This is a genomic window from Botrimarina sp., from assembly GCF_040219535.1.
In the GTDB taxonomy this organism is placed as follows: Bacteria; Planctomycetota; Planctomycetia; order Pirellulales; family Lacipirellulaceae; genus Botrimarina.
Genome location: NZ_JAVJSH010000009.1, coordinates 32875 through 51298, shown reverse-complemented (window position 1 = coordinate 51298; position 18424 = coordinate 32875). Strand labels below are relative to the sequence as shown.

Sequence of the window (18424 nt, the reverse complement as noted above, 5' to 3'; positions counted from 1 at the left end):
GTTATTCTGGCTTTCGACCGCAATCCATGCGGGTCCCTCCTCGACGCGTGTCGTCCCCAAATCATCTACGGTGCAGGCATGAGAATCTCTACTCTTCTGGCGGTCGGCCTGGTCCTGGTGCTTGCGTTGGACGCGGGAGCGCAGCAGCTTGTCGTCGCGTATGACTTCGAGGGCGAGGCCGGTTCCAGTTTCGCGATGGACAAGTCCGCCTTCGGCTCGCCCTTGAACGCCCTGCTCACGCCCGGCGCTGAGATCGTCGCCGACACCGAGCGTGGCGACGTTCTCCAAACCAGCTCGATGGGCTTCGGCGCACAGACGCTCTACAACGAGAAGTTGGAGCTCACCTCTTCGTTCACGCTCCAAGCGTGGGTGAAGATCGATCCGAGCACGGCGCGGGCGGGCCAAGACATCTTCGAGCACATCGTCGGCCGGCCCGGATCCGGCCCTCGGATCTTCAACCACTTCGGGTTGGGCGCCCTGGGGGCGGCGCAACGCTTCAACACCGAGTTCAGCCTGTTCGAGGGCTTCAACCCAGTCGACTTCGGTCCGTACGACGGGGTCGACGGCGATGGTCAGTGGCACCACCTGTTGATCAGTTGGAACCACGTGACCGGCGACTTCTGGGGATTCTGGGACGGGGTCAACGGCAACAGCACCGAGGGCAACGGCGTGTTCGGCAACAGCCCGAACCCCTCGATCTCCGACGTGCTGGTCACGCACGAAGGACCCCCGGGGCTGATTTTCTCCATCGGCGGCAACCCGCTGACGGGCGGTGAGCGCTTGCCGGACTCGCTGATCGACGACGTGGCTTTCTGGGAGGGCTTCGCGACCCCGGAGGTTGCTCAAGGCCTGTTCGACGGCACTTACACGATCTTCGACGCGCCGATCATCGACCCCGCCGCCGTGGACGGTCTCCCCGGCGACTTCAACGACGACGGGGCCGTCGACGCCGCCGATTACACGGTCTTCCGTGACAATTCGGGCGGCGACACGGCCCTGCCGAACGACGACGGTCTCGGCACGCCGATCGGGTCCGCGCACTACGACCTGTGGGTCGCCAACTACGGGCAATCACCTGCTGAAACGGCGGCCGTCCCCGAGCCGACCGGCGTCGCTATATTGGGCGGGATTGCCGCTTCGGTTGGAGTCGCCCGTCGTCGACACGCTCGAACGGTGTGATCGGATCGCGATGGTTAAGGAAGGACGAGCCGCAGCAGCGCGCAGGACCGCCGCCTTGTTGGCGGCGGTCGCGCTGCTCGCCGCAGGAGCGGACCGTTGGGCCGCGGCGCCGTCGGTTCAGGCGCCGCCGGGGTTGCCCCTTCTTTCGGCTTCCGACACCTCCGAAGACACGCCGGAGCGCGTCGAGTTGGGGCGACGCCTCTTCTTCGAAAAACAACTATCGCGCGACGGCTCGATCGACTGCGCTTCGTGCCACGATCCGCGGAAGGGCTGGTCGAGCGGCGCGCCGCAGGCTGTCGGAATCGGCGGGGCGCTGACTCCGCGGAATCCGCCGTCTCTGGTCAACGTGCGGTACCACTTCGATTACTTCTGGGACGGCCGCGCGCCGCGCCTGGAGCAAGCGGTCACCGCGCCGATCGAGCATCCCGACGAGATGGACCTGCCGCTCGACGAGGCGGCCGAGCGTCTGAACGCATCCGAGCGCTACACGGCCGAGTTCGAATCGGCCTTCGGTGAGCCGGCGAGCCCCGAGACGATCGCCTCGGCGCTGGCCGCGTTCGTCCGGTCGCTCGTGGCCGGCGACGCGCCCGTCGACCGCTACCGGTCGGGCGATCTGGCCGCGTTGTCGGAGGCCGCCCGCCGCGGGCACGACGTGTTCATGTTCCGGGCGAACTGCCAAATGTGCCACCGCGGACCGATGTTCTCGGACGGCGATTACCACAACCTCGGCGTGGGGATGGAGCGCGACCCGCCCGACAAGGGCCGAGCCGCCGTTACGGGCGACGAGCTGTACCAGCTTGGCGCCTTCCGCACGCCTTCGCTGCGCGACGTGGCGCGCACCGCGCCCTACATGCACGACGGCCGTTTCGAGACCCTCGAGGAGGTAGTCGAGTTCTATGAGAAGGGCGGGTTCTTGAACGCGTTCCGGATGCCGATGCTGAACGTCGTGCCGCTGACCGAACAAGAGAAGTCCGACTTGGTCGCCTTCCTGAAGGAAGGCCTGACGAGTTCAAATTACCCAGCGATCGCGGCGCCCGCGGACCCGCTCGATTGACGCCCGCCGCTGGCGCCGGGCCGGCACAGGGCCTGCCATCAGTCGGCGGCATCGAGTGGGGCGTCGGACACCTCGCAGACGACCCGGAAGCCGGCGAACACGTAGCCGGCGAGAGCTTCGACCCGGTGATGAGACGCACAGAACGCCGCCGGCGTGTCCCAGGCCCCGCCCCGCAGCACCCGGTAGACGTTCTGTGGGCCGACCGGGTCGGTTGCGTCGCCGCGGTGGTAGCTCCGCAGGCCGTCGCTGCACCATTCCCACGTGTTGCCGTGCATGTCGAACAGGCCGAAGGGGTTGGGCGGGTAGGAGCCGACGACCGACATCCTGCCGAGCGCCACCAGGGCGTTTTCGGGATCGCCCAACGAGCTGAAATTCGCCTGGGCCAGCGTCAGCTCGTCGCCAAAGGCAAAGCTCGTGTCGCGGCCGCCGCGGCAGGCGTACTCCCACTCGGCCTCGGTAGGCAACCGGTAGGAGCGTCTCGCGGCTCGCTCCTCGGGCAGGTCCGAGATGCGCCGGCAGAACTCTTCGGCGAAGTTCCAAGTCACGTTGTCGATGGGCAAGCGCGAGGTGTCGATGTCCTGCACGAGTGCGCGGCCCCCGCCGGTCTTTGAGAAGAACGGTTCGATCGGGTGGTTGAAGCGCACGTCCATGACCTCGGCATACTGGCCCTGGGTTACCTCGTGTGCGCCGATGTAAAAGGGTTTGGTGAGCGTGACCCGGTGTCGGGGCGCCGCCAGGGGGTCCGTCGGGGAGGGGTCCGTCGGGGAGGAGTCCGCCGCGGCGCCCATCGGGAAGGCGCCGGGCTCCAGCCGCACCAACTCCATGCCGAGGCTGTTGACGAACCGTTGCGGCTGCGGCGCCGAGGCGGCCGGACGCTTTGTGCAGCCCAGAGACATGCCAGCCAGACAAGCCAGCAGAGCGGTTAGACTCCTCGCACAGCCAGCCGCCGCACGCCCTCGGGGAGCGAGCAATTTCCGCTGCATGTTCATTTAGGACAGATTCCTTGGCATTACCGCTCGGCCCAATCAGATCGCATTGCGGCGTTGGAAATCGAACCACTATCGTCGATATCGCCGCGGCTGGCGGTTGCAGCCGGCCGCGTGCCGAGCACGGGAGAGCGGCCGATCGGCCCCGGGCTCTGAAGCAAGACTTTTCTCATCATCGAACGTGGCGCCATGTTGTCAACGCATTTTTGCGACGATCAAGAACACGGCCGCGGGGCTAACGGCGACACCAATCGCCGGCCGACCGGGGCCCACCCACGCGGCATTGCCCGCTCGCTCGCAAGCGGCTTCACGCTGGTCGAATTGCTCGTGGTCATCGCGATCATCGGCATCCTGGTGGCGTTGCTGCTGCCGGCGGTTCAGGCGGCGCGCGAGGCGGCGCGTCGGACCGAATGCCGCAACAACCTAAAGCAACTCGCGTTGTCGATCCTCAACTACGAAGACACCAAAGACATCCTGCCGCCCGCTGGCCAGTTTGGCCCGACGGTTCTCGACAAGCAGTTCAACTACACGGGCGAGATCTACGCGAACTGGGCGACCCTCGTGCTGCCCTTTGCCGAGGAGCAGACCACCTTCGACGCGTTCGACCACGACCTGCCGTCGTCGCACCCCGACAACCGGCGGGCCCGCGGCGTGCGGCTCTCTTTCATGGAGTGCCCGAGCGACCAGAACCACGAAACGCCGTACGACGGCGCGGCCGTCGGGGCCACCGGCGGTGTGCACGGCGACAACTGGGCGCGGGGCAACTACGCGGCCAGCGGGCCCAACGCGGCCCTGGGCGGCGCCGAGCGATGGGAGTGGGCGTCGTCGTCGGGCAACGACCGACGCGGCGTGTTCGGCAGCGGCCGCCTGGGTACGAACGGCAGCTCCCGACTCGAACAGATCACCGACGGGCTGAGCAACACGATCATGCTCTCGGAGGTCCGCACCGGGGTGAGCCGGCTCGACCTCCGCGGCTCGTGGGCGTTGAGCGGCTTGGGGAGCACTCTCCACTGGCACGGTTGGCACAAGGGATCGGTGGGCCGCGCCAACGGCCCGAACGACTGCACGCCGAGCTCCGATGATTTCCCTGGGTGCTTCGAGGTCCTGTTCGAAGTCGGGTTCGGGATGCTGGACAACGAGTGCATGCCGTGCAAAGGCAGCGTCGGCGCCGAGGGACAGATCGGAACAAGGAGCAACCACGCCGGCGGCGTGTTCGCGGCGTACTGCGACGGGAGCGTGCAATGGATCGGCGACGACATCGAGACGCTCGAAGAGTGCTGCAGCACGTGGGATCGGCTGATACTGACCACCGATGGCGAGCCCGTCAGCTACCCGTAGCTCGGGCGACCGCCGGGCCGACTCCCGCCGCTCGATAGTTGCCCGCAGCTCTGCGTAGAACCCGCCCTGCCCTTCCGCGCCCGCGCCGCTTTCCGATGACCGATTCGCGAGCTTCGATCTTCACTGTCGCAGCCTTCTTCGTCGCCGGCGCGTCGGGCTGCGGGGTTTCGGCCCCGGAAGGCCTCGTGCCGGCGTCCGGCCGGGTCGCGTGGACCGACGGCAAGCCGCTGGAGTCGACTCCCGGCATGCTTCGTTTTCACCCGTTCGATCCCCAGAACCCAAGAGTCGAAATCGCCAAAACGGCAGAGGATCAGGACGTCGTCGCGAGGATCGATAGCAACGGCCGGTTCGCCGCAGAGACAGCGCTCGTGGCCGGCGGCAAGACCCACCGTTTCAAGGGCGCGCCGCCGGGCGCCTACAAGGTGATGGTGTTCTTGATGCCTGGCGACAACGGCGTGCCGAGGGTCAACCCGGACTACGAGCACCCAGTCCGTACGCCGTTGATGGTCGCCATACCCGAAGCTGGCGCGAGGGACCTCGACCTGGCTGTGGACCCCCACCTGAACGGTTGGAGCCCCTGACGCGAGCGGCCCCGGACGCAAGCCGCCTCAGAAACGACCGGAGCTGGCGCCGGTCTTGCCGGGGGCGGTCGGGGCGTGGCGGCTCCTCGGCAAGCGCCGGGTCTCGCCCTACTCGGCGGGCGCCCATTCGGGGCACGGACTCTTCAGCAATTGCGCTCCGCGGTTCGCCTGCAGGGCGCGCACCGCGGCGATCGCTTCGTCGACCCGCTCCCGTCCGGCGAATCCCTCAAGCCTCAGCGAGGTCTCCCAAACGCCGTGCGGCGCTAGCCGCACCAAGCGTTCTCTGGCTTCCTCGAATGAGAACGGGTTGGGAAAATTCGTGCCGGGCTCGATCCCGACGACGTAGCCGTCTTCGGACGCCTGAGTGTTTCTCCACAACGTGAAGCAAGGCAGCTGATCGACGTTGTAGCTCAGGGCGACCGCGGCTTCTCCGTCCGGCTGGGCGACGACGACTCGGGTCTCGCCCGAGGGGGCTGGTCGCGCGGTGACGAAGAAGACCTGCTCCCAAGAGCTCGCGTCGGCGGGGGGCATCCGATTCCAAGTTTCGACGCCCGCGTCGGCGGCCGTGCGGTCTCGCGGGCAGACCCGCTCGGCGGCGGCGTGAATCGTCGCTCCCTCTCGGAGGAACGGCTCGCCGAGATTCGTGTGATAGATAACCTGCATCGTGGCGGGCGTGGCGCTGAGGTTCACGACCTCGTCGTGAATATCGAACGCCGCGCCGTCCCACGGCAGGGTCATCCGTGTCGTTAGAGCGAGCTTCTGCCGCAGGAAGCGGCGCTCGACAACCCTGCCGACAACGGTGGTGAGTCGCGTTTCGGGGTCGGCCTCGACGGCCAAGTAATCGGCTGGCAAATTGGCTATCCGCCCATGCAGGGGGTATCGCAATCGACCGCGCTCGTCGAAGTCGGGCGTTCCGGCGTTGCCGAGGCCGCAGCGGAACAGCAGTTCCGTGGGGCCATCTAGGAACCCAAGACCGCCCGGCTCCGACGTGCTTACGTGCCGCGGGTGGACCGGCCGACCCAGGGGCGAACGCCAGCCCAGCGGGATGCCGTCCGCTTCGGCCCGCCACACCGACATTCCCCGGGTTGGCAGGATCTCTACCTTCAGCCGCGGCGTCTTGATGGAGAGCACCTCGACGCCGTCCGACACGCCGCCCCGGAGGCGTCGCAGCCCGACCTCGCAAGGCGAGTCGGGGCCGCCGACACGCTGCGTGAACGGACCGCAATAGACGTCCGAGTCGCTATCAATCAGGACGCGTTGCAAGCGGGCCCTCCTCGCTATGCGCTTCACGAATCGAAACAGGCAGCCACGGCGTGGCGAGAGGCTAAGCTACGTCGAGCGTTGACGCAACGCTCGAGCCGACAGCCCCGCGGTGCGCCGGAGAGAGTGCGTCGAAGCCAACACACCGCTCTCCCGCCTTCGGCTACTGGGCGTCGGAGAGCGAACTGCCGACGCCGACAATCGATTCGGCGCCGGCCTGCTACGAGCGAAGCCCTCTGCGGCTCCTGCGATTGCGTCGACGGCTACCCGAGCGACTCGAACACAGAGTCCCAGTGCAATTCTCTGCGCTGCGTCGCGTCGCCGGAGGGGCGCGAGCCGAGTATCCAAAATGGACAAATTTCGGCCCATGCAGGCAAGTTCCGATCTGGCGGTGTCGGTTATCGTCGCTGTCGTGGTCGGAGGCCGCTGTGCGGGGCGTCGCGGCTGCGCGGGAGCCCTGCAAGGCTGACGCTACCCCTGTTCGCGACCGCCGCGTGCCCGTCCGGCGCGGCGTCGCCTGTCACTTTTCTTGCGTCGTTCGCGACGCGCCTGGAGGATCTAATGATGAGACACCTGTTGACGTTCGGGATTCTGGTTGCCGCCTGCCAGGCGGCGAACGCGGACATTTTTGACGGGCTCGAGGTCTACTTCCCGCTCGACGAGACGTCCGGCGTCACGGCCGCGGACGGATCGGGCAACGGCCGCGCGGGTTTGTTGCTCAACCGAGGCGGGTCGAACCAGAACGCGCCTGGCACGAACGGCGCTGGTCCCCAGGACCCGAACCCCGGCCACAGCCCGTGGGTAAGCGGGCGCTTCAACGGCGGCTTCGGCCCTGCCGGCGCCCCCGACCAAGACGGCGACGCGGCGCCCCAGTTCGGCACGGGCTCGTTCTTCGCGGGTCAGCCGTTCTGGATGCTCGGGGCCAACCTGACCAACGGCGCCACGACCGGCGGCACTCCCCAGAACATCGTGAGCGACGCGTTCACCTACTCGTTCCACGTGCAGATGCCGTACAACGCGACTCTGTCCAAAGACACGAGCGCGGGGGGCTCGGGATCGGAGACCGTCCGGAGCGGTCAGGTCTTGCACGACGTGCAGGATGTGAACAATGACGGGATCGGCCTTTCCAGCGCGGACACCAACTACTTCAACATCAACGACAACGGCCACACGCAACACGTCAACGGCAACCGGTGGGCGTTCTACGAGGTGGCGGGCGACGACAGCCTGTTCCATCACTACCGCGGCGGCGCCGTCGGCCTCAACTCCGACACCACCCCGCCGCTGCTGGACGTCAACGGCCTGCTGCAGGACGGCGAGTGGCACCACGTGGCGATCGTCCAGGACTACACGATCGGCCCCGGCGGCGGCGACTCGGGCATCCAGGACGCGTTCCTGTACGTCGACGGCGCGTTGGTCGGCTGGCAACAGACGGCCGGCTCGACGGCCGCCGACGCGGTACTCGGCATCGTGACGCTCGGCGCCCAGCCGAACACCCGCGGCGGCGACGCCTCGCGGCTGTTCTACGACGACTACGCCGTGTGGAGCCGGGCGTTGAGCCCCGCCGAGATCGGCCTGCTGTCGGCCCAGTCGCTCGCGTCGATCCCCGAGCCGGCCGCCGCGATGTTGGCCGCTCTGGGCATGACGGCCGGGTGCGCCTCGCGCCGTCGCCGCTGAGCGGCCGCAGTCGAGGCTAACGAAGACGGAATAAACTCCGGGGGAAGCTTTCGCCGGTGGGCCTGTCCGGGCCCGCCGGTGATCGCCTACCCACGGCATCCCAGGAAGAGGCAACCATGGCTGCTAATCGACTCGCTCTTTCCAATTCTTGTCCCGCCCTGTTGCTGTGCTTGGCGACGGCGTCTGCCCAGGCCGATCTCAGCGACGGCTTGGAAGTCTACCTGCCGCTCAACGAGACGAGCGGCTTCTCGGCCGCCGACGCGTCGGGCAACGGCCGCGCTGGCGCGGTGGTGAACCGGTCCGGCAACCTACAGAACATCACGGTCGACGGAGATCCCCTGCCGAACGACCCGCTGGCGAACGACACGTACTTTTGGCAGCCGGGGCGGTTCGGCGGCGCGTTCGCGCCGGCCGGCGGGCCGGACGCCGACGGTGACCCGGAATCGCCGTTCAGCGCGACCGAAACCCATTGGCAGGGCTCGCCCTTCGCCATGGTGGGCGTCAACCTGACCAACGGCGCCACCACCGAATTCGGGATCCCCGCCGAAATCCAGAGCACCGCGTTCTCGTACAGCTTCCACGTGCGGATGCCCTACAACGCGACTTACAGCAAAGACGTCCACAACCGCAACGCGGGGGACGAGATCATCCGCGAGGGCGAGGTGCTCCTGGACGCCCACTCGGTTACCCCCAACGGCATCGGCCTCGCCAGCGCCGACACGGTCTTCTACTCGGAGGTCTTGCCGCCGAGCAGCCTAGGCGACCACCTGGGTGGTAATCGGTGGTCCTTTCTGCAGGTCGACAGCAACGACGACCTCTTCCACCACTACCGCGCCGGCGCGGTCGACGTGCGATCGAGCACGACCCCATCGCTGTTCGACGTCACGCCCGGCTCGGAGGGCGCGCTCGTCGACGGCGACTGGCGCCATGTCGCGTTGGTCGAGGACTACACGATCGGCACGGGCGGCGGCGATTCGGGCGTGCAGGACTCGTTCCTTTACATCGACGGTCAGCTCGTCAACTGGAATCGGTTGGCCGGGTCGACGGCCGCCGACGCGATCATCGGCGCGATCACGCTGGGCAGCACGTCGGGCGATCGCGGCGGCGACGCCGCTCGTTTGTACTTCGACGACTTCGCCATGTGGAGCCGGGCACTGACGAGCGAGGAGATTCAGCTCTTGAGTCAGCGTTCGCTCGTGTCGATCCTCTCGCCGACCGGCGGCGACTACAACGCCGACGGTTTCGTCAACGCGGCGGACTACACCGTGTTCCGCGACAGCTTCGGGCAGTCCATCACGCTGCCGAACGAGAACCCGGCCGCGGCCACCCCCGGGTTCGTCGATCTCGAGGACTACGACTTCTGGGTGTCCCAGTACGGGGCGCAGGCGTCCGGCTCGATCGCCACGCCCGAGCCCTCCGCGGCCTTGCTGCTCGGGGCGGCGATGCTCTCGCGGATCGCTCGGCGACGGCGGCGTTGAAACGCAGTTCCCCGCGCGTGTCCGCGTGCTGGGGCGCGTGGCCTTACGGATCGCATCGGACCGGACGGACCCCGACCAGAAGCAAACGTCAGGAGAAATAGCCGGTGGAGCGTCGAAGCACTCAGAACCACGCGGGCGGCTTCACCCTTGTGGAGTTGCTTGTGGTGATCGCGATCATCGGGATCCTGATCGCGCTGTTGTTGCCCGCGGTGCAGTCCGCGCGGGAGGCGGCGCGGCGCACCCAGTGCCGCAACCAGCTGAAGCAGATCATGCTGGCTGCCCTCAACCACGAGTCGACCCACCGGCTCTTCCCCACCGGCGGGATTGGGCCCTACCCCAGCCTGGAGGACTATCTCTCCTCGCCCGGCGGCTCGCCGCTGACCGGCCACCGCCAGGGCCTTAGTTGGGCCTTTCAGATCCTGCCGTTCATCGAAGGCGAAAACATCCACAGCCTCGGCAGCACGAGGGCGCTGGAAGAGACGCCCGTCTCGTCGTACTTCTGCCCGTCGCGTCGCGGCCCGACGCAGGGCGTGGAAACGTCGACCGGCGCCGAGGTGGCGCGCTGGTTGATCGATTACGCGGCGGCCGTCCCCAGCGCAACGAACGAGCAGCTCGCCGCGTCCAACCCGTTCCTCGCCGGGAGCGACGTGATCAGCAGCCCCCAGTGGTGCGGCTCAGCGCCGTTCTGGGGCGGACCGACCTTCATCGACGCGGCGTCCGTCTCGCCGGTCAACTACACGCGGCCGAGCCAGGGCTTCTTCGGCGTGATCGTGAGGACGAACCACGCGCGGCGGATGGGAAACCCGGTCATCGAAGTCGACATCGGTTGGTCGCCGAAGGTCACGGTCGCGAAGATCACCGATGGCACGAGCAAGACCATGGTGATCACCGAGAAGCGGCTGCGTCCGAGTCAATACGAGTCTCCGAGAAACATCGGTTGGGACGACCGCGGGTGGAGCGACGGGTGGGACCCGGACGTCGTCCGCTGCGCGGCCTGCCAGCTGCGCCCCGACTCCGACACCGACGAGATCAACGACGACGGGACCACCGCCTCGACGTTCGCTTACCGGATCGGTTCGGCTCACCCGGGTGGCGTGAACGCGGGCTTCGCCGACGGTTCGGTCCGGTCGGTCGGCTATGAGGTCGACATCATCACGCTCAACAATCTGGCACACCGATTTGACGGCGCCGTGACCGATCTACCGTGAGGCCCCTGGGCCTAGGGGGCCCGGGAGGGCGCCGCCCCGGCGTCGCAGCCGCGTCACGGCGCCACCCCCATCTTGATTGAGCCTCGACGAGCATGTGCAGATTCTATGTAGTGGAGCGCGTGCCGCGAGAGACGCGCCGGCCGCGACCGCCCCTCTCCGCGATCGCTCTCGTGTTGGCCACGGTCGGCTCGGCGGCTGCGCAGCTTACCCTCGACGGCTTCGTCTATCACGAGGCGACGCGCAACGGTTACGGCGTCGGGACGCAAGACTCCGGCGGCGCGTTGTTCGCTTTCGTGCGGAACAACACGGGTACGACGCAGACTTTCACGAACGCGAACATCACCCTCAACGGGCAGCCGGACAGCAGCTACGCGAACCACGATTGGTCGCGGGTCTGGCCCCTGTCGATCGAGCCCGGCGAGGTGGCGACGGTCACGCTCAAAGGCAACGGCGGGGTCTTCGCGCCGGGGGGAACGGTCCAGCTCGGCCTCGCGAGCGACGGCAACGCGACGCTTGTCCAGAGCAACCTCTCGCTGACGACGCCCAAGCTGCGTGTCGGGAATGTCGTCCCGAGCCAGGACCTCAAGAAGGCGTTCGTCTACCTCCGGAACGACGATTCTTCTCCTTACACGATCGACTCGCTGCACCTGAACGACGACGTTACGTCGCAGAGCCGGATCGTGGGCGGGAGTACGACAATCTCTCCGAATAGCATCAAGATCGTTGAGGTCGACTTCGGCGTCGCGCAGGACCTGTTAACCCCCTACGCGGTCCGAGTCGAGGCGACCCGGACGCAGAACGGACAAGCCGTCACCACCGGGGCCCCGGTGCGGCTCACCGAGCCCATCGCCCCAGTCGGCAGCTGGCAGGCGAGCCTGTCGACAGACGGGGCCGCGATGCGCGACGCGCGGCGGCAGTTCGGCCATTCGATCCACGGAGCGACGAGCCGATTTCCAGACACGATCGGGTCTCGCTACGAAGACTTCTCGATCCGGGGTTTGCACATCGATGTGCTCGACTTCCAGGGTTCTCAACCACAAAGCCCAGAGCCGCTCAACATCGATCGCGTGGAGTATATCGACTTCTCTACGGGTAACCCCGTCGCCCACTCGGCGCCCCTCTTCGAGCTGCCGGATCTCGTCGCGGAGCAGGCGGACAACCCGGCGATTTACGGCTGGTACGTTCGTGATGAGCCGGACCTGCAGCAAAACAGTTCGACACGGGATCCGCAGGCCATGTGGCGATTGAACGACACGTACTGGCGGAACAGCGAGAAGCCGACGTTTCTCAACATGGTAAAGGACGGCCAGATCCAGCGGTACGGGCTGATCGCCGACCATCCCGCGATCGATCGCTACATGCAGCGCGCCCCGCTTTCGGACAGCGTCGGCAATCGCAACATCGACCAGACTCTCCAGTACGCCGACTCGCTAAAGAACAACGTCGAGCCGCTGCGGATGTGGTGGGTGAGCCAGGGGCTGGCGAGCGTGTGGAGCGACCAACCGACCGACTGGGGGATCGACGTCCAGTTCTGGAGCTCCGTCATGGGCGGGGCGAAGGGCAACATTGGGTTCATGTTCGAGAACAACGAGTCGGCCTATCCTGCTCAGCACGCGCGGATCGAGGAGGTCCTCCACGAGTTTCAAACCGTGCGGAATCTCGTGCTGTACGGCGAGCCGCTCGACAACACCTCGATGACAATCGGCGGAGCCCCAATCGACCAGTCGGCCTCTGATATCACCGCGGCGGCGCGCTCGATCATCAGCGAGCACGCGGTCGTCTTGCCGGTCGCCAACTTGACGGGGCGTCAGTCGTTCTTCTCCTCGCCGGCTTTCGACGTGCTGAACGACGTCGTCGTCGAGGTCGAGGCGCCCGACTGGATCCAGATCGCGAGCGTGAAGCGCGTGACAAAAGACGGCTACGTGACGCTCGACGACGGCTTCTCGTTCACCCAGGACGGGCAGCGGGTGACGATCCGCATCGATTCCTTGATCGACACCGACGTGTTCCTGATTTCGGAGGCGGACACCGAAGCCCCGGCCACGATCGACAGCCTACGCGTCGTCGGCGGGAGCGTTTTCTCGTGGGACGAGCCTCACGACAATTTCGGCGTGCACGGATACCAATTGCTCGAGAACGGGATCGTCGTCGACACGGTCCCCACGCCGTATTACCAGCTCAACAACTTCGATCCTCGCAACACCTACCGGGTCCGCGCGTTCGACGCATCGAATAACTTCGGTCCGTTGAGCAACGAGATCACGGCCGCGACCGCCCGATGGGACGGAAACGACCCCTCGGCGGGCGTGGCGGGCGACGGGCTCAGTTGGTCCTCGCCGAACAACTGGTCGATCAACGGGGCGCCCGACGTCGGGCTTGCGGGGCCGCTGACCGTCACGCTCTTTCCGGCTTCTCCGCCGACGGTCGTCAATCTCCAGGGCGAGCGGTCGGTGATCTCGATCTCTGTCGAAGGCGACTACATCTTCAGCGGAAACTCGCTGACGCTCGGCTCGGGCGAGTTTGCGGTCAGCCATGGGGCGAGAGCGACCGTTGCCTCCAACCTTCTCACGACCGCGCCCGCGATTGTAAAGTCCGGCGACGGCCAGCTTGTTACGGTCGCGTCCGTCGGCGGCGATTTGTTGGTCGAGGAGGGTTTGTACGGGGGCACGGCCACGCACGCGGGTGACGTCGACGTGGTCGCCGGCGCGACGCTCCGGCCGGGCAACCCCGCTGGCGCCATGCGGGTTCGCGGCCAGTTGACTCTGCGCGAGGGGAGCACCTTCGCGATCAATGTGTCCGGCAACGGCCTGACCGGCAGCCTGCTCGCAGAAGACGTGGTCGGCATCGAGGCGGGGGCCACGCTGGCGCTTGTGCCCAATGGGTTCGTTTATCAGGTCGGCTACGCCCGCCAGGTGGTGACCGCTCTGGCCGGCGGCGAGGTCGTCGGCGCGTTCACGGAGTTCGACCTGCCCGACCTCGTGGGCGGGAGGGTCTGGACGGTGACTCAGGACCCGAGTCGGGTATTGCTGCGGGTGATCAGCACCGCAGACTACAACGCGGATGGAGTGGTCGACGCCGCCGACTACACGCTCTGGCGCGACACGCTCGGCCAGACCGGCGCCACCCTGGCGGCCGATGGGAACGGCAACGGGGCAGTCGACGCCGGTGACTACGATTTCTGGCTAGCGCACTACGGCGAGGTCGTGACGCGTCTCGGACAGCCGGCGACTCAGGCGCCCGAGCCGGCGTCAGCGGTGGCGGCGGCGGTTGCAATTGTAAGCGTTTCGGGTGGGCCTTCGCGACGAACTCGGCGCGACCGTCAGAACGCGCGGACCCGATAAGAGAGAGACACAATGCGGCTGCCGCCCCAGGAGACACCGACGCCGGCGAGCCCACAGCGCGCGGCGGCTCGAGCAGTCGCCGCCGGCCTGGCGCTCGCGGCGGCGAGCTTCTCCTATGCCGCAAGCCCCGGGCTCGCCCTGAGCCCCGTCGCGGACAGCAGTTCCGCCGGCCTTGGCCTGAGGAGCGAAGCCTTTCCTGATGACCTCGTCGAATTCCGTAGCTGCGAGGCCGTGCTCAGCGGCGATCGAGACTTCGGCTTGTTCAAGATCGCGTTGGCCGCGGCCGATTCGCTGGAACAGCCGCGGTGGCGGCGAGACGGTCGTGCGTGGTCGTACCGATGGCGTTATGACGCGGGGATCGTTGTCGGCTTCAGGGCTGAGCCCGCCGCCGATTGCGTCGTTCTGCGGTACGAGGTCGAGAACCGTACGGGCGCGCCGCTGCCGCGGGTGCTGGTGCATCCGTGTATCGTCACCACGCGAGCGCCCTCGTTCTTTGCCCCCGCAGTCGGCGCCGGGGATGACCCTTCGCCGTCGAAGCGGTCTGCGCCGCATGCAGAACTGTTCGGCCGCGTTTGGCTGTGGCGGTGTGGCGAACGATTCGCCTTCGCCGACCTTGACCTCACCCCGGAAGAGCCGCACACGGCGGTCATGCGGGCCGGCGAGCCGCCGGTGGCTTGGGCGTGGTGGGTGAACAGCTCGGCGGTGTTCGACGAGTCCCTGATCGTGCTCGAGGCCTCCCACGCCAGCGGCTCGCTAGGGATTTGGTTCGAGGAAGCGGTTTGGGCGTCGGTCAACGCAGGCGACGAGAGGGCGTGCGTTCACCTCTTTCCAAGCTTCGGCGACCTTGCGCCGGGCGAACGGGGCGTCGTGCACGGCCGGCTATTGATAAGCGAACTGGGCGTAGACGCCACTCGGCGTTGGCTCTTGGATCAGCGACGCGCGGCGCCCCTGCAATGACTCAACCCCGATCGACCGCGACCAGCGGCGGTCGTCCGTCCTGACTACGGCCGAACTACTCGTGTTGACTTCGCAAAGTGCTTCGGGCCTAGCCCGCGTATCCCTGTAGTGGACCCCAAAGCCTTGACCACCGGCTAGCAGGCAGCCGGAGGTGTTCGGATGAGCGGGAAGCGGCGGAAGTTCAGTGCGTCGATCACGGCGCGGGTGGCGGTGGACGCGGCGAGGGAGGTGGCTCAGCTCTACGTGGGCGACGTTGCGTCGTCGCTAGTCCGACCCGAGCTTGGACTCAAGGCGTTCGAGAAGGCATCGCTCAAGCCCGGTGAATCGGCCCCGGTCGAGTTTACCCTCGGCGAGGACGCGCTGGCCTATTGCGACGACCAGCCTGGTGCGTGGGTTGTCGAGCCGGGGCGTTTCGCGAAAGCTGTCGGCGCATCGTCGCGTGACACCCGGCTCCGCGAGCACGTTGAGCTGTCCGTAGACGGGTCGGACTGACTCACCCGAGCAAGGCCAGTGTGCCACACGGCACGCCGACCTCCTCTCCTGTCCGCAGCAGGGCGGCGCGGGTTTGGCCGTCGAGCGGGATTCCCTCGGCGAGTCGCTTTTCGCGATTGAGCGCCTCGATTTCGCCTGGCAACAGGATCGCTCGTTCGGCGTCGACCCGGCGCGAGCTCTTCAGGAATGCGACGAAGTTCTCGACCTCGTCGTCGAACCCGAACTCCCGCGGCAGACGGCTCGGATCGATGACGATCGTGAGCATCCCGTTGATTAGCCGGTCAACTCCCTCACGGCTGCAACCGCTGCCGGCGACCGCTCCCGCCAACAGCTCGGCGATCACGCCCAACCCATAGCCCTTGTGGGCGCCGAAGGGCAGGATCGCGCCCGGCGGATCGGCGTAGAAGGTGTTGGGGTCGGTGGTCGGTCGGCCTTGGTTGTCGATGATCGACCCCTGGGGCGCACGGTCGCCGCGGTTGCGTGCGACCTTGAGCTTGCCCTCCGCGACCGACGCGGTGGAGATGTCGAGGATGATCGGGGGTCCGTCGCGACGGGGCACGCCGGCGGCGATCGGGTTAGCGGACAGCCGGCGGTCGATGCCGCCGAACGGCGCGACGAGCAGCCCGAAGCCGCTCGTGTTCACGAAGTGCAATGAAACGCAGCCAGCGGCTGTCGCCATCAGGGGCCAATCGCCGATCCGGCCGAGGTGGCCCGAGTTCCGGATGGCCATGGCGCAAACGCCCGACCGCTTCGCGGCTCGGATGGCCATCCCCATCGATTCTTCACCGATGACCTGCCCGAACCCTTGTCCGCCGTCGATGCTGATGAGGCTATCGGTCTGGGCGACCACGCCGGCGTGCCGGTTGGGGGTGACGAGCCCCCGCTGCACGTAGCCGACGTAGTAGGAGACTCGGATCACGCCGTGCGAGTCGTGCCCCGCGAGGTTCGCCTCGACGAGGTAGTGCGCCATCTTCTGCGACTCGCTGGCGTCGGAGCCGATCCGCGAGAAGGTCTCGCTAACGACGCGCTTTAGCGCCTCGGCGTCGACAAGATACGACTCGGTAGATGGGCCGCTCACTTGGTGACATCTCCACATGGGAATCGGCGGAAAAACTGCTGGGAGACCCCCAGCGAGTCATCGGTCCCTTTCGATCGCGATCGCCCGGACGGGCGACGCGTCGCGTCCCAGCACGGGGAGGGGCAGCGCGAAGAACTCGACCTCACGCCCCACGAGGGCGCCGAGACCTCGGAGGTTTTCCACGATCAGCGTGCCGGCCCCGAGGAATTGCACGTGCGCTTCGAACGGGTCCCGATCAACGGAAGGGAAGTCCACGCCGATTAGCGTGACGCCCCACTCGACCAGAGCGCGAGCCGCTTCTCCGGTGATCACGGGGTGCAAGCTGAAATAGTCGGCGGCGCCGAACCGCTTGTCCCATCCGGTGTGAACGAGCAAGACCCGCCGGCCGACGATCTCGCGTCGCTCGCTTTCCAAGTCGCCAAGATCGATCACGCCCGCCCGGGAGGTGCTCGACAGGTCGAGCACCGTTGCCGGGCCGCAGCATTGACCGAGGGGGGCCCGGTCGATCGTTGGGCGGTCGTTGAAGAAGTGGAAGCAGGCGTCGATGTGGGTCCCGTTGTGGAGGCCCAACGAGAGCCGGCTGTTGTTGAGCCGCCGCGGGGCGTCGGGACTCGGCTCCGCGGCGACGTCGACGACGTCGATCGCCACGCCATCGTCGCCGGGGTAGACCGGCGTGCTCGGCGACAGGGGGTGGGTCAGGTCGTGGATGGTCACTTTTTGCCTTTTTGTGCCGCCGTCAGGCGTCTGCCCGCTCGATAGTGACAGGACCGCCGGCTTCGCTGGAACGGATCGCCGCCTCGGCCAGGCGGGTTGACTCCACGGCGTCGATCGGGCCGACCGAGGGCGCCTCCCTCTTGGCGAGTCGGTCGAAGAAGTCACGCACGTGGTCGTCGAGTGACCTGTAGAAGGCGTCGCCGTAGAGGAACTGGTTGGGCCGCTCGACTGTTAGTCGGTCTGGGTCGTCGGTGAAATGGCTAACCGAGCGGGTCACGTCGTCCACGACGATGCCGCCGGTCGTCCCGACCAGTTCGCAACGCTCCGTCGTGCGGGTCTGGCCATCGCGATAAGCAACAGACAAACTCCCCAGAGCGCCCGACGCGAAGAAGAATTGGGCGTTCAGGTCGGTCACAAGGCTGTCGGGCCGTGAGGAGGCTTCCATGGCGGAAACCGAGCGGACGGACCCGCCCGCCTGACGGATCAAGTCGAAGTGATGGCCCAGCAGGGTCCAGTACACGACGTCGCGGCGGGTCGCCACGTTCGCAGGGGGCGTGGCGTCTGTCACTTGCAGCCAAACCTGGCGGAGCTCGCCGATCGCCCCGCTACGGAGGAGTTGGAACGCGCGTCGATACCCGAAGGCGTAGCGGCGGTTGTAGTTGACGCCGCAGAATCGTCGGTGCTCGTCGGCTGCTCGGGCGACGGCCGCGGCTTCGGCGAGCGAAGACCCCAGCGGCTTCTCGCAGAACACGTGCGCTCCGGCACGCAGGCATTGGATCGCCTGCTCGACGTGAAGCGGGTCCGGGCTGGCGACGCAGACCACGTCGGGCTTGGTCGCTTCGAGCAACCGCTCGACTGACTCGTAGCCCGGCGTAGCGAAGCGGCGGGCCAGCGGTTCCCGGTTGGCGGGGCTAGGGGCACAGAGGCCGACGAGGCGGGCGTCGGTCCGCCGCCAGACCGCTTCGGCGTGCATCGCGCCGACCGGTCCGCAACCGATCACGCCCACGCGCAACGGCGGCGTGTCCTCCGGGGGCGTCGCTGGCTGCTGGTCGTGGCTCGTCACGTTCGGCTCTGGCTGCTC

Annotated in this window: 15 protein-coding genes; 10 read left to right on the top strand and 5 right to left on the bottom strand. The window is 67.2% G+C overall.

Going from position 1 to position 18424, the window contains the following annotated elements:
* The first annotated feature begins 78 nt into the window (after nucleotides 1-78).
* Both RIC11_RS03480 and RIC11_RS03475 read left to right on the top strand, forming a co-directional pair.
* A complete protein-coding gene (locus RIC11_RS03480) occupies nucleotides 79-1179 on the top strand; it encodes a LamG-like jellyroll fold domain-containing protein (RefSeq protein WP_350208444.1) in 1101 nt (366 codons plus the stop codon).
* A gap of 133 nt (nucleotides 1180-1312) precedes the next feature.
* On the top strand, nucleotides 1313-2233 hold the full coding sequence (locus RIC11_RS03475; RefSeq protein ID WP_350208443.1) for a cytochrome-c peroxidase: 921 nt from the start codon (nucleotides 1313-1315) through the stop codon (nucleotides 2231-2233).
* Between the two features lie 38 nt (nucleotides 2234-2271).
* On the opposite strand, the gene RIC11_RS03470 is transcribed toward RIC11_RS03475, so the two are convergent.
* Entirely contained in the window at nucleotides 2272-3129 is an 858-nt protein-coding gene (locus tag RIC11_RS03470) for a formylglycine-generating enzyme family protein (RefSeq protein ID WP_350208442.1), read from the bottom strand.
* 279 nt (nucleotides 3130-3408) lie between these two features.
* On the opposite strand from RIC11_RS03470, the gene RIC11_RS03465 reads away from it, so the two are divergent.
* Together RIC11_RS03465 and RIC11_RS03460 are read left to right on the top strand one after the other, a co-directional pair.
* On the top strand, nucleotides 3409-4557 hold the full coding sequence (locus tag RIC11_RS03465) for a DUF1559 family PulG-like putative transporter (RefSeq protein ID WP_350208441.1): 1149 nt from the start codon (nucleotides 3409-3411) through the stop codon (nucleotides 4555-4557).
* Between the two features lie 95 nt (nucleotides 4558-4652).
* A complete protein-coding gene (locus RIC11_RS03460) occupies nucleotides 4653-5138 on the top strand; it encodes a hypothetical protein (protein WP_350208440.1) in 486 nt (161 codons plus the stop codon).
* A 108-nt stretch (nucleotides 5139-5246) separates the two neighbouring features.
* Here the strand turns inward: RIC11_RS03460 and RIC11_RS03455 are convergent, their stop codons facing one another.
* The gene (locus RIC11_RS03455) at nucleotides 5247-6401 is read right to left on the bottom strand and encodes an aldose 1-epimerase family protein (RefSeq protein WP_350208439.1); all 1155 of its coding nucleotides are present in this window, start codon (nucleotides 6399-6401) and stop codon (nucleotides 5247-5249) included.
* A 561-nt stretch (nucleotides 6402-6962) separates the two neighbouring features.
* On the opposite strand from RIC11_RS03455, the gene RIC11_RS03450 reads away from it, so the two are divergent.
* The 6 genes from RIC11_RS03450 to RIC11_RS03425 all read left to right on the top strand — a co-directional run bounded on the left by RIC11_RS03450 (nucleotide 6963) and on the right by RIC11_RS03425 (nucleotide 15551).
* Nucleotides 6963-8075: a LamG-like jellyroll fold domain-containing protein gene (locus RIC11_RS03450; protein ID WP_350208438.1), complete on the top strand. Its 1113-nt coding sequence runs from the start codon at nucleotides 6963-6965 to the stop codon at nucleotides 8073-8075.
* 116 nt (nucleotides 8076-8191) lie between these two features.
* Nucleotides 8192-9553 carry a LamG-like jellyroll fold domain-containing protein gene (locus RIC11_RS03445; RefSeq protein ID WP_350208437.1) on the top strand — a complete coding sequence of 454 codons (1362 nt, stop codon included), beginning with the start codon at nucleotides 8192-8194 and terminating at the stop codon, nucleotides 9551-9553.
* A gap of 104 nt (nucleotides 9554-9657) precedes the next feature.
* The gene (locus RIC11_RS03440) at nucleotides 9658-10761 is read left to right on the top strand and encodes a DUF1559 family PulG-like putative transporter (RefSeq protein WP_350208436.1); all 1104 of its coding nucleotides are present in this window, start codon (nucleotides 9658-9660) and stop codon (nucleotides 10759-10761) included.
* Between the two features lie 170 nt (nucleotides 10762-10931).
* Nucleotides 10932-14102 (top strand): hypothetical protein, encoded by a 3171-nt coding sequence (locus tag RIC11_RS03435; RefSeq protein WP_350208435.1) that lies wholly within the window; start codon nucleotides 10932-10934, stop codon nucleotides 14100-14102.
* Between the two features lie 231 nt (nucleotides 14103-14333).
* Nucleotides 14334-15059: a hypothetical protein gene (locus RIC11_RS03430; RefSeq protein ID WP_350208434.1), complete on the top strand. Its 726-nt coding sequence runs from the start codon at nucleotides 14334-14336 to the stop codon at nucleotides 15057-15059.
* Between the two features lie 159 nt (nucleotides 15060-15218).
* Nucleotides 15219-15551 carry a fibronectin type III-like domain-contianing protein gene (locus RIC11_RS03425; RefSeq protein ID WP_350208433.1) on the top strand — a complete coding sequence of 111 codons (333 nt, stop codon included), beginning with the start codon at nucleotides 15219-15221 and terminating at the stop codon, nucleotides 15549-15551.
* A 1-nt stretch (nucleotide 15552) separates the two neighbouring features.
* Here RIC11_RS03425 and RIC11_RS03420 read toward each other — a convergent pair whose 3' ends face one another.
* From RIC11_RS03420 to RIC11_RS03410, 3 genes are read right to left on the bottom strand one after another with little or no spacing between them, the layout of a single operon-like run.
* The gene (locus RIC11_RS03420; protein ID WP_350208432.1) at nucleotides 15553-16629 is read right to left on the bottom strand and encodes a malate/lactate/ureidoglycolate dehydrogenase; all 1077 of its coding nucleotides are present in this window, start codon (nucleotides 16627-16629) and stop codon (nucleotides 15553-15555) included.
* 57 nt (nucleotides 16630-16686) lie between these two features.
* Nucleotides 16687-17343 (bottom strand): cyclase family protein, encoded by a 657-nt coding sequence (locus RIC11_RS03415; protein WP_350208431.1) that lies wholly within the window; start codon nucleotides 17341-17343, stop codon nucleotides 16687-16689.
* A 22-nt stretch (nucleotides 17344-17365) separates the two neighbouring features.
* Nucleotides 17366-18406: a Gfo/Idh/MocA family protein gene (locus tag RIC11_RS03410; RefSeq protein ID WP_350208430.1), complete on the bottom strand. Its 1041-nt coding sequence runs from the start codon at nucleotides 18404-18406 to the stop codon at nucleotides 17366-17368.
* Between the last annotated feature and the right edge of the window lie 18 nt (nucleotides 18407-18424).